Below are 12,439 nucleotides of genomic sequence, written 5' to 3'. Positions count from 1 at the left end.
CGCGGTCGGGGCGGGGGGCGGGGGCCCCCCCCCCCTTCTCCGTATCCGGTGCGGTTTCCGAGGGTGACCCGTGCGGTCAGCCGGCGGCGCGGTTCCCGCGTCGACGGCGGCCGAGGAGCAGGCCGAGCCCGCCGAGCAGGCCGAGGACCCCGGCGGCGGGCAGCGCGGACGCCGCATCGACGCCGGTCTCGGCGAGGCGGGTGGCGGAGGCGTCCTTCGTCGGCCTCGTGCCGGTGACGCCGGAGTGGGGCGAGCCGGAGCCGGCGCCGGACGGGGTGGTGCCGGTGATGCCGGTGCCTGACGTGGTGGTGCCGGTGCCCGACGCGGTGGTGCCGGACGCCGTGGTGCGGGCGTCCGACGTCCCGGCGCTCGCCGCCGCGCCGCCGCCCGAGGAGGTCGTCCCCGAGGCGATGGTGCCGGTCGTCGTACCGGCTCCCGGGCCGACGGCGCCCGGGGTGGCGGTTCCGGTCGTGCCGGTGACGGTCGGGCGAGTGCCGGTGGTGGTGTCCGTGGTGCGCGGACCGGCGGTGCTCGGGCGCGTGCCGGTCGTGCCGGCGTCGGTGGTGCCCGTGCTCGGAGTGCCGGTCCCGGCTGTTCCAGGGGTCCCGGTCGCGGGTATGCCCGTCCCGGTGGCTCCGGCACCGGCCGTGCCCGTTGCCGGTAGGCCTGTGCCCGTGCCCGGCGTGCCGGTGGGCGCAGGAGTGGATGGGGTGTTGGTGGGTGCGGGAGTGGTCGGCGTGCCGGTGGGTGCGGGAGTGGAGGAGGTTCCGATGGGTGCGGGGATGGACGGGGTGGCGGTGGGCGCAGGGGTGGACGGCGTGCCGGTGGGTGCGGGAGTGGAGGGGGTTCCGATGGGCGCGGGGATGGACGGTGTGTTGGTGGGTGCGGGAGTGGAGGGGGTTCCGATGGGTGCGGGGATGGACGGGGTGTTGGTGGGCGCAGGAGTGGTCGGCGTGCCGGTGGGTGCGGGAGTGGAGGGGGTTCCGATGGGCGCGGGGATGGACGGGGTGTTGGTGGGCGCAGGGGTGGTCGGTGTGCCGGTGGGAACCGGAGCCGACGGGGTCCCGGTGGGTGCGGGAGCCGACGGGGTCCCGATGGGCGCCGGCGTGGACGGGGTGCCGGTGGGAGCCGGGGTCGGTGGGGTGCCGGTCGGTGTGGGAGTGGACGGCGTGCCGGGGGGAACAGGAGCCGACGGGGTCACGGTGGGCGCGAGGGTCGACGGTGTGCCGGTGGGTGCGGGGATGGACGGGGTGCCGGTCGGGGCGGGAGTCGAGGGGGTCCCGGTGGGCACGGGTGTCGGCGCGGTGCCGGGGCCGCCGGTGGTGCTGCCCCGGGGGATCGGGACGGCGGTGACGAGGAGGTCGGAGGTGTAGGCGGCGCCGCGTGGAGTGGTCGCGGTGATGGTGCCCGAGCGGCGGTACTCGCCCGCCTCCACGTCCGACTGCTGGACAGGGCCCGCGAGGGTGCGGACCGCGCTCTCGCCCGGCGCGAGGGTGAACGGCGGCAGAGTGTCGACACGGACGTCGGTGAGCGCGACGTCACCGCGGTTGACGATCGTGAAGGTCGTGTCGACGATGGTGCCCACGGCGACGGCTGCTCCCGGTGCGAGCCTGGGCGTGCTCGTGGTGGTGACGGCCAGGAGGGGCCGCTCGACGGGGATCGCGAGCTGCGCGCCGCTGCGCACCGTCGTGGGGCGGCCCCCGATCACGGCGGTGGTGTCGGCGACGATGTGGGTGAGGCCGCTCGCGAGATCGTCCTCCGTGACCGTGGACTCGAGGTGCAGCTCGGCGCTCCCGCCCGGCGCGACGAGCGCCGCCTTCTCACTGGTGCTGCCGGGGCTGCCGGGGGCGGCGCCGACCCGGACCGCGACGAGGTCCCGCACGTCGCCGGCGCCGGTGTTGGTGACCGTCGAGGTCCAGCGGACCTTCGTGCCGGCCGTCACCTGCTCGCCGGGCTGCAGCACGAACTCGCCCCGGAATCTCCAGGCCGCGTCGCTCGGACCGTTGGCCGCCGGTCCTCCTGCGGTGGCACCCGGTGCGGTCCCCGTCGTGCCGGGCGCGGGCGTCGCGGTGCCGGCCGGACTGGAGATCGTGGGCGTGGGCGTGGGCGTGGGCGTGGGCGTGGGTGTGGGTGTGGGCGTGGGTGTGGGTGTGGGCGTGGTCGTGGTCATGGTCGTTGTGCCTCCCGCGGAGCCCGGAGTCGTGCCGGTGGGGGCCGGCTTCGGGATCGCGAGGACGATGGTGGCGGGGGTGGACCGGTGCTCGGCGCCCCGAGGTGTCCGTGCGGTGGCGAAGCCGCCCACACGGCGGTACTCGCCCGCGGTCAGGTCCGACAGCGAGATCGTGTCCGAGAGGCGCTGGACGCTGACCTGGCCCGGCGCGAGGCTGAACGGGGGGAGTCCGGCGAGTCGGATGTCGTTCAGTGCCACGTCGCCGCGGTTGGTCAGCGTGACGGTCGCGTCGACCACGGTGCCGAGGGTGACCGGTGCGCCGGGTGCGAGCCGGAACGACGGGGCGTAGGCCACCTCCAGGGCGGGCCGCTCGGCGGCCGCCGCCGGGCCCCCGGGCAGGGCGAGCTCGCCGACCACGGGGAGCGCGAACCTGCCCTGCGTCGAGCTGAGGTCCCAGGTGAACGCGTACGACACCTTGCCGGCGTCGAGATCGGCCTGGGTGACTGTCCGAGAGAACGTGACGTCCCGACCGTCGCGGCTCGCACCCGGTGGGATGACGAGGCCGGATCCGGAGACCGTGACCGCGACAGGGCCGTCGTTGCGGAAGGTGACGATCCACGTCACCTTCGTGCCGACCGTCGGCTTCTCGCCCGGCTTCAGCTCGAGCGTCCCCTTCGCCGTCGCGCTCACGAGGTGGTCCCCCGTGGCGGCCGGGGACGTCGGCGGAACGGGGGCGGGGGGCGACGGTGCGCTGGTCGGTGCGGGAGCGGGCGCGGTCCCGGTGGGCACGGCGGTGGCCGGCGTCCCGGTGGGCGCCGGAGTGGACGGCGCGCCGGTGGGCGAGGGAGTGGACGGCGTGCTCTTGGGGATCGGCAGCACGACGACGATGTCGGGGGAGAAGTACTCGACACCGCGGGGGGTGCGTGCCGTCATGTTGCCCGAGCGGCGGTATTCGCCGGCTTCCACGTCCCAGTCCTCGATCTCGCCCGTGAGGACCCGGACGGCGCTCTCGCCCGGCGCGAGGGTGAGCGGGACCAGCTTGTCGATCCGGACGTCGGTGAGCGTGACGTCGCCGCGGTTGACGATCGTGAGGGTCACGTCGAAGACGGTGCCGGCGACGGGGGCCGCTCCCGGCGCGAGCCTGGGCACGATCGTGGCGGTCACGGCGAGGAGGGGGTTCTCGGCGGGGATCGCGAGCGTCGCGCCGCTGCGGACCGTGTTCGTCCTCCCGCCGGTCACCGCGGTCGCATCGACGACGATGTGGGCGAGGCCGCTCGCCAGGTCGTCCTCCGTGACGGTGGACTCGAGGTGCAGCTGCGCGGTCCGGCCCTTGGCGAGGACGGCCAGCTTCTCGCTGGTGCTGCCGGGGCTGCCGGGGGCGGCGCCCACCCGGACCGCGACGAGGTCGCGCAGGTCGTCGGGGCCGGTGTTGGTCAGCGTCGAGGTCCAGCGGACCTTCGTGCCGGCCTTCACCTGCTCGCCGGGCTGCAGCACGAACTCGCCGCGGAACCGCCAGGACTCGTCGGCCGTGCCGCTCGCCGGGGACCCTCCGGCGCCGGCACCCGGCGCGGGAGCCGGCGTGGCGGTGCTCGTCGCGCCGGCGACGTTCGGCTTCGGGAACGGCAGCCTCACGGGGGCGATGGTCTTGTATGCGGCGCCCCTCGGGGTGCGCGCGGTGACGTAGCCCTCGCCGCGGCGGTACTCGCCGGCGTTCACGTCCAGCTGGTCGACCTTGTCCTTGACGCCGAGAACGGCCTGCTGGCCCGGCGCGAGGCTGAACGGCGTGGTGCCGGTGAAGGTGATGTCGTGGAGGGTCACCTCCCCGCGGTTGGTCACCGTCACGGTCGAGTCCACCACGGTGCCGAGGACGACGGGCTGGCCCGGTGCCGGCTCGAACCTCGGGGTGAAGACGACCTCGAGCGCGGGGTTCTCCGCCGGGATGGGCAGCTCGCCGCGCACGGGGATCCAGTGCACGCCCGCCGGCGTGACGACGCCCCAGGTGTTCGCATACCTCATCACTCCGGCATCGAGATCGGCCTGGGTGACCGTCTGCTCCTTCACGTCGTCCCGACCGTCGCGGCTCTGCCCCGCCGGGATGGAGAACTGGGTTCCGTAGACATCGGCGGTGGTCGTGCCGTTGTTCCGGAAGGTGATGATCCACTTCACCTTCGTGCCGACCACCGGCTTCTCACCCGGCTTCAGCTCGAACGTCCCCCTCGCCGTCGCGGTGACCAGGGAGTCCCCGGTCATGGGCGCGGACGGCGGCGGAGCGGGCTGCTGCTGGGCGGCGGCGACCGGCGTCTCCGACGCGGCGGCAGGAGCCTCGAGCGTCGGCGTCGGCGTCGCGTCGGGTGCCGCCGGCGCGAGAGAGGGGACCGGTGCCTCCGGCGCGGCCGCGACGCTCGGAGGCGTCGTGACGTCGACCGCGGCCGGGGCCGGAGCGAGAGCGGCCGCGGGCGGGGCGGTCTCGGGAGTCGGCGCAGGGGGAGCGGCGGAGGGAGAGGCGTCCGGCACAGCGGGGGTGGCGCTCGGTGCGGCGGAGGCGGCGGCCGGTGCCGCGGAGGCGGCGGCGGGGGCGGCCTCGGGCGCAGCGGGTCCGACCGACGGCGCGGCATCGTCCGGTGCGATCGAGGGCGTGGGCGCCGGGAGTGCGGGCACCGACGGGGCGTCCTGTGCCGGTGCCGCGGTCGTGGCGTCGGCGCCTCCTTCGGCGTGGGCGGCGACGGAGGTCGTTCCGAGCAGGCAGGCGCTCAGCGCGACGGACGCGGCGATGCTGAGGGGCGTGCTGGGCGTTCGGCGAGGTCTTCGGGGGTCGGGGCGTGAGGGGGTCAAGGGCACTCCTGGGCAGGGATCGGCGAGAGGTCGAAACGGTTCCGGGAAGGTTCACACAGGTGTTCCCAGGGCTGCGAATTTCTGGCGCGGAAGCGGGTGCCCGGCAGTCTTCGACACCGTTGGCGGTGCAGGACGGCCGAGGGCCGGTGGCGTCGAATAGAGTCGACGCCACCGGCCCCGGGCCTGACCGACGGTGCGTCAGTCGGCGGTGCGGCCGCGGCGGCGGCGGGCGCCGAGCAGTATGCCGAGCGCGCCGAGGAGCCCGAGGACGCCGGCGGCCGGAAGCGCGGACGACGCGTCGACGCCGGTCTGGGCGAGGTGCGCTGCGGAGGCGCCCCCGCGCTGCGGAGTCGTGCTCGCCGCGGCCGGGGCGCTGGGCGCCGATCCTGCGGCTGCGTCGGGACGCACGCCCGCGGCACCGGCGAGTGCCACGAAGCCGGCCGGGGCGCTCTCGTCGGCGGTCGCCGCGCCGACGGTCGGCCCGGTCGCGGAGGCGGTTCCTCCGGTGGTCGCGGCCTCGGTGGTGGTCCCGGTGCTCGTCTCCGTCTGCGTCGGCGTTCCGGTGGCGGCTCCGTCCACGGCCGTCGGGATCGGGAGGACGCCGAGGTAGGGCGCGGAGGTGTAGTCGGGGCGGTCCTTCCGGATGCCCGTGGCGGTGGAGACCCGTCGCACCACTCCCGCGTCCAGATCCTTCTGCGTCACGGCGTCGACCACCTGGTAGACCTTCGTCTCGCCGACGGCGATGCTGCCGGGACCCTGCTGGTCGGGGTCGAGGAAGGACACGTCGCCGGTGTTCTTCACCGTGACGGTCCAGATGATCGTCGAGCCGACCGTGACGGGCTGTCCCGGCTCGAGGTCGAACGCGCCGGTGGAGCTCGCCTCCAGCCGGGGGTGCTCCGTCCCGATCGCGAGCTCGCCGGAGGCAGGGGCGGAGAAGGGGCCGTCGCCGGTGCGGCCGACGAGGTCGGCGACGAGGAGGGTGCGGTTCTGCGCGAGGTCCTGCGCCGTGACGGTGGTCTCGAGGTGCAGCTGCCGGGTCTCGCCCGGGGTGAGGACGGCGATCGTCTCGCTGTGGGCGTCACCGTCGGCGGAGAGGTCGTGCAGGTCCGTTCCGGCGGTGTTCGTGACCGTGACGGTCCAGCTCACCCGGGTGCCGGCCTTCACCTGCTCGCCCGCCGTCAGCTCGAACGCGCCGGTGGTGATGACGGCGACGCGTCCCTCGTCGGAGTGAAGGTCGAGCGAGTCGTTCAGCCGGAGGTCCACGCTGGAGCCCGACGGGATCCGGCCGGTCGCGTGGAAGGTGTCGAAGGTGAAGCCCTGGACGATGTCCCTCCGGGTGACGGTCGAGTAGAAGGTCAGGTCCTTCGTCTCGCCGACGGCGAGGGCGGTGTGCTCTCCCGCATCGGTGACGTGGACGTCGGAGAGGGCGACGTCGCCGGAGTTGGTGAGCGTGGCGGTCCACTTCACCGGCGTGCCGACCTGCACCCGCCCACCGGCCGGGAGCACGACCTCGCCGGCGATCCTCCCGGTGAGGGAGGGGTGCTCGGCGGCGGCCGGAGCCGGGGCCGGCGTCGGGAGGGTCAGCTCGCCGCGCGCGGGGATCGTGTAGCGGCCTCCCGGCGCGTCGACGCCGAACTCGCTCTCGTAGCGGACGACGCCCGCGTCCAGATCGGCCTGGGTGATCGTGCTCGGCTGGGTGGTGTCCTCGACGTAGCCGCTGCGGCCGGGGGTGAGCTCGAGGGTGGTTCCGTCGATCGTCACGGTGTCGGGGCTGTGGTGGAGGAAAGTGACGATCCACTTCACGGTGGTGCCGACCGTCGGCTTCTCGCCCGGCTTCAGATCGGGGACGCCGCGCACGGAGGCGGTCACCCGATCGGACGCGGTGGTGGTCGGAGTGGGGGCGGGTGCGGGTGTGGTCGGCGTCGCGGTCGGGCTCGTGGTCGGCGTCGTGCTCGGAGTCGGTGCGGTCTCGGGCAGATCGAGTCCGCCCTGTGCGCGGATGATCTGGCGGCCGTCGCTGGAGACGATGTCGTAGCGGCTGGTGTAGGTGACGCGGCCGGCGTCGAGGTCGGCCTGGGTGATGGTCGTGGGTGCGAGGTTGTCCTCGACCTCGCCGCTCTCGCCGGGCTCGAGGTGCAGGAGCGCCTTGAGGACGTCGATGGGGTGGGTGGTGGCGTTGTGGAGGGTGATGGTCCACTTCACCGGGGTGCCGACGCGGGGCTTCTCGCCGGGCTCGAGGTCGAGGACGCCGCGGACGGAGGCGGTCACCCGGTCGGACGCGGTGGTGCTCGGAGTGGGGGCGGGCGCGGTCGTGGCCGGCGTCGCGGTCGTGCTCGTGGTCGGCGCGGGAGTCGTGGTCGGCGCAGGAATCGTGCTCGGAGCCGACGTGGCCTTCGGCAGGTCGAGTGCGCCCTGCGCGCGGATGATCTGGCGGCCGTCGCTGGAGACGATGTCATAGCGGCTGATGTAGCTGACGCGGCCGGCATCGAGGTCGGCCTGGGTGATGGTCGTGGGTGCGAGGTTGTCCTCGACCTCGCCGCTCTCGCCGGGCTCGAGGTGCAGGAGCGCCTTGAGGACGTCGACGGCCTGGGAGGTGGAGTTGTGGAGGGTGACGGTCCACTTGACCGAGGTGCCGACTGTCGGCTTCTCGCCGGGCTTCAGATCGAGGACGCCCTTCACCGTCGCGGTCACGCCGACCGACGTGGCTGCTGACGCGGCCGGAGTGGGCTGCTGCTGGGGTGTCGAGACCGGCGTCTCGGTCGCGGCGGCGGGCGCGTCGGCCGGCGCATCCTGGAGTGCGGGGGCCGGGACGACCGGCGCCTCGGTCGCGGGCACGGCGGGCACCGGGGTGGCGGCGGCGACCGGCATCGTCGCTTCCTCGGGCGCAGTCGCCGCGGGCGCCACTGAGGCGGCGGGGGAGACGGGGTCCGGGGAGACGGGCTCCGGAGCGGCTGTCGGGGCGGACGGCTGCACGGCCGGAGCGGGCTCGGCCTCGGGTGCGGCGGGTGCCGAGGTGACGGGCTGTGCGGTGGTGTCCGCGGGGACGGCCTGCGCGGTCGTCTCGACGGGGATGGCCTGCGCGGTGGTCTCGACGGCGGCAGGAGCGGTGGCCTCGTCGGCGTGGGCGACGAGGGCGGTGGAGCCGAGCAGGCAGGCGCTCAAGGTGAGCGAGGCGGCGATGCTGAGTGGTGCTCCGAGGGACCGGCGGGGTCCCTGGATGTCGTGGCGGCGGGGGGTCATGCGAACTCCTAGGCGGTGGTGATTCGAATATCGAGTGAAGCTCGGAAACGATCACATCGGAGAGGAGGAGTTGACACATCGGTGGCGTGAAGTGGTCAAGGAGGCGCCCGATGCGAGTAATGGCGCTGATGTGCAGTAGTGGCGGGAGTTGTGTCGAAGCGGGCATGTCGGCGTCGAGGAGGGGCCGGTCATGGGCCCGATCGGCCGGGTTCTGCTGGTGGCGATGCCCGGGGAACGCGAGAACGGCCTGAACCCGTCCGGGAGGGCGGGTTCAGGCCGTCGTGGCTCGGCGGCGGTGTCGAAGGGCGTCGACTCCGCCGGCGAGCGGTCAGTGGGCGGAGCGGTTGCGCCGGCGACGACGCCCGACGAGCACGCCGAGCGCGCCGAGGGCGGTGAGGATACCGGCGGTGGAGAGCGCGCCGGCCGCGTCGGACCCGGTCTCCGCGAGGCGGTTCTTCGACGCCTCGGCGGCGTTCGAGCTCTTCGTGGTGGAGCCCGTGGTGCCGGAGGCTGCGGGCACGACGGGTGCCGGGGTGCCCGGTGACGGCTCCGGTGCCGGGGTGGGTGCCGGTGCAGGGGTGGGCGCCGGAGGGGTGGGCGTCGCCGGCGGGGTCGGGGTGGGTGCCGGCGGGGTGGGCGTGGGCGTCGGGAGGGCGAGTCGGGCGGTGACGGGTGTGCTGATCGGTTCGATCTCCTCCCCGGAGAGGTCGAGTCCGTCGACGATGTCGTCGAGCACGGTGTAGCCGTTGGTGAGGTCGGCCTGGGTGAGCTCGGTCGTGGCGGTCAGCTCGTCGGTCTCGCCGGGCTGCAGGTCGAAGAAGTTCTCCGCGGTCCTGCTGGTGATGTCGTAGACGGTGTCGGCGCGGGTGTTGGTGACCGTGATGGTCCACTCGACCTCGGTGCCGACCGCGGGGTTCTCGCCGGGTGCGAGGACGAGCACGCCGCTGGCGGACACCTTCAGCGCGCCCTGGGAGGCCGGGGTGGGTGCCGGTGTCGGTGCCGGCGTGGGGCCCGGCGGGGTCGGGGTGGGTGCAGGCGGGGTGGGAGTGGGCGTCGGGGTAGGTGCAGGCGGGGTGGGAGTGGGCGTCGCGGGAGGTGTCGGCGGGGTCGGAGTCGGCGTGGGTGCCGGGCCCGGGAGCGCTAGTTCGCCGTTGAGGTGTGCGTAGGCCAATGCGCCGCGAGGTGTCCTCGCGTCGACGAACACATCGAGGTCGGCGTAGCCGTCCGCGAGTTGCTTCTGGTCGAGGGTGGTCGACGTGGTCACCTCGCGGGTCTGACCGGGTTCGAGGCGGAAGCCTGGTTCGGCGAAGACGGTGGCGACGTCGTCGAGGGGAACATCGCCGGTGTTCGTGACCGTGACCGTCCACGTCACCTGGGTGCCGACCTGGGGCGTCTCGCCGGGCTTGAGGACGAGTTCGCCGCGGGCGGTCGCGCTCAAGGAGGCGCCCCGCGCGGGTGTCGGGGCCGACGTCGGCGTCGGTGTGGTCGGGGCCGGCATCGGTGTGGTCGGGGTGGGGGCCGGGGTCGTCGGAGTGGGTGCCGGTGTGGTCGGGGTCGGTTCGGGAGTCGGGGTGGGGAGGGCGAGTCGGCCGCGGACGCGTGTGTAGACCGAGACGCCGTCGGGTGTCCTCGCGCCGGTGAACTCGTCGAGGACAGCGGAGCCCTCCGTGAGTTGCTTCTGTGTGAGGGTGGTCGACGAGGTCAGCTCGAGGGTCTGGCCGGGTTCCAGATGGCGGCCGGGTCCCGCGATCGTTCGGGCCACGTCGTCGAGAGGGACGTCGCCGGTGTTGGTCACCGTGACGGTCCACTTCACCTGGGTGCCGACCGTCGGCTTCCCGCCCGGCGGGAGGACGAGCTCGCCGACTGCGGTCGCGCTGAAAGCGGCGCCCTTCGCAGTCGCGCTCGCGATCGGCGTCGGGGTGGCCGTCGGCGCCACGGCGGCGTGGGCGGCCGTGGCCGAGCCGAGCAGCCCGACGGTCAGGGCGAGGGAGGCGGCGACGGTGAACGGGGTCCCGGCGCAGCGGCGCGGGCGGAGGGGGTCGGGACGACGGTGCACGGAGCTCCTCGGGAGGTGATGAAAGGCGAGACGACGAATGCTCGCATCCAGCCGCATCGGCCGTCGAACATCTGGCGCAGGTGAGACGGTCTGGCGTTCGCAGCGCACGCTGGCGCGGGCGATGGATCTGGGACTGATGAGCTCGGCGGTGACAGGCTGCGCGATCTTCCCGCCCGCGGTGGGGGGCGATCGTGCGGAGAGCGCAGGAACGGCCCGGGTCCGCCGAAGAAGCGGGCCCGGGCCGTGGTGGATCGCCGGTGGCGTCGAAGGGCGTCGCCGTCACCGGCGATCGGTCAGTGGCCGGCTCGGTCGGTGGCCGGACGGGTGCGGCGGCGCCGGCGGCCGACGAGCACGCCGATCGCGCCGAGTACGGTGAGGATCCCGGCGGCGGACAGCACGCCCGCCGCGTCGGATCCGGTCTCGGCGAGGCGGCGCTTCGACGTCTCAGCGGCGGTCGGGCTCTTCGTGGTCGAACTCGACGAGCCCGTCGTGCCGGAAGCGGCGGGTACGACAGCGGCCGGTGCCACTGTGGCGGGTGTGCCCGGTGCGGGAGTGACCGGGGCGGATGTCGGCGTTGCCGGCACAGGGCCCGGAGGAGTGGGTGCGGGTGCCGGTGTGGTCGGAGTGGGCGTCGGCGTCGGGGGCGTCGGGGTGGAGAAGTCGAGTCGGGCGGACAGCGGGGCGATGATCTCGGCGCCCTTCGCGTTCTTTCCGGTGACGGGGACGTCGAGGACGGCGTAGCCGTTGGTGAGGTCGGTCTGGGTGAGGCCGATCGTTCCGATGAGCTTTCCGCTCCGGCCGGGCTGCAGGTCGAGGAGGCCCCCGATGACCTTGTTGAGGATGGAGTCGATGCGGACGTCGCCTGTGTTCGTGACCGTGATGGTCCACTGCACCGGGGTGCCGACCTTCGGCTTCTCGCCCGGCTTGAGCAGGAGCTCGCCGTGGGCGGTGGCCGTCAGGGCGCCCTCACCAGCTGGGACGGGCGCCGGAGTGGTCGGGGTGGGTGCCGGTGTCGTCGGAGTGGGCGCCGGCGTGGTCGGAGTCGGTGCGGGAGTCGCGCCGGGGAGGGCGAGTCGGGCGCGGAGGGGTGTGTAAACCTCCGTGCCGTCGGGTTCCGTTGCGCCGAGGGTGTCGATGCTGACGGCGTAGCCATCCGCGAGTTGCTTCTGGTCGAGGGTCGTCGAATAGACGAAGTCGCGTCCCTGGCCGGGTTCCAAGTGGATGCCGCGTCCGGCGAGCACAATAGCGACGTCGTCGAGGGGGACATCACCGGTGTTCGTGACGGTGACGGTCCACTTCACCTCGGTGCCGACCTTCGGCTTCTCGCCGGGCGGGAGGACGAGCTCGCCGACTGCGGTCGCGCTGAAAGCGGCGCCCCGCGCGGGTGTCGGCGTCGGTGCCGGTGTCGTCGGGGTGGGCACAGGTGTCGTCGGAGCGGGCACAGGTGTCGTCGGTGTGGGAGTCGGCGTCGGCGTGGCCGTGGCCGTGGGCGTGGGCGCGGGTGCGGGCGCGGGGGTGGGGGTGGGGAGGTCGTGTCGGGCGGTGATGGGGGTGGTGATCTCGGTGTCGGTGGGGGTGAGTGCGGTGGCTTGGGTGGTGAGGAGGGCGTAGCCGTTGCTGATGATGTTCTGGGTGAGGAGGTCCTGCTCGATGAAGTCGTGCTTCTCGCCAGGCTGGAGGGTGATCAGTCCGTCGCTGAAAGTGGTGGCGACGTTGTGGAGGGGGACGTCGCCTGTATTGGTGACCGTGATGGTCCACCTCAGCGGTGTGCCGGAGGCCGGCTTCTCGCCGGGCTTGAGGACGAGCTCGCCGCGGGCGGTCGCGCTTAGGGAGGCGGAGGCGGCGGTCGCGCTCGCGGTCGGGGTCGGAGTGGCCGTCGGCGCCACGGCGGCGTGGGCGGCCGTGGCCGAGCCGAGCAGCCCGACGGTCAGGGCGAGGGAGGCGGCGACGGTGAACGGGGTGCCGGCGCAGCGGCGCGGGCGAAGGGAGTCGGGACGACGATGCACGGAGGCTCCTCAGGAGTGAATGGAAGGTGAGACGACGAATGCTCGCATCCATCCTCATCGGCCGTCGAACATCTGGCACAGACGGGACGGTCTGGCGCCCGCAGCGCACGCTGACGCGACACGGTCGACTGGCGC

General features: G+C 74.0%; 4 protein-coding genes. All 4 read right to left on the bottom strand.

The features are described from left to right. Positions 1-76 precede the first annotated feature (76 nt). Positions 77-5,002, bottom strand: a complete 4,926-nt coding sequence (locus MT351_RS10325; RefSeq protein ID WP_243582123.1) for an LPXTG cell wall anchor domain-containing protein — start codon at positions 5,000-5,002, stop codon at positions 77-79. Positions 5,003-5,200: 198 nt separating this feature from the next. Next, positions 5,201-8,242, bottom strand: coding sequence for an LPXTG cell wall anchor domain-containing protein (locus MT351_RS10320; RefSeq protein WP_243582122.1), 3,042 nt, complete (start codon positions 8,240-8,242; stop codon positions 5,201-5,203). A gap of 328 nt (positions 8,243-8,570) precedes the next feature. Then, positions 8,571-10,298, bottom strand: a complete 1,728-nt coding sequence (locus tag MT351_RS10315; protein ID WP_243582121.1) for an LPXTG cell wall anchor domain-containing protein — start codon at positions 10,296-10,298, stop codon at positions 8,571-8,573. 293 nt (positions 10,299-10,591) lie between these two features. Next, entirely contained in the window at positions 10,592-12,304 is a 1,713-nt protein-coding gene (locus MT351_RS20295) for an LPXTG cell wall anchor domain-containing protein (RefSeq protein WP_243582120.1), read from the bottom strand. Between the last annotated feature and the right edge of the window lie 135 nt (positions 12,305-12,439).

The organism is Rathayibacter sp. VKM Ac-2926 (genome assembly GCF_022815565.1).
GTDB lineage: Bacteria > Actinomycetota > Actinomycetes > Actinomycetales > Microbacteriaceae > Rathayibacter > Rathayibacter festucae.
This window is presented reverse-complemented; position numbering and strand designations above follow the sequence as displayed.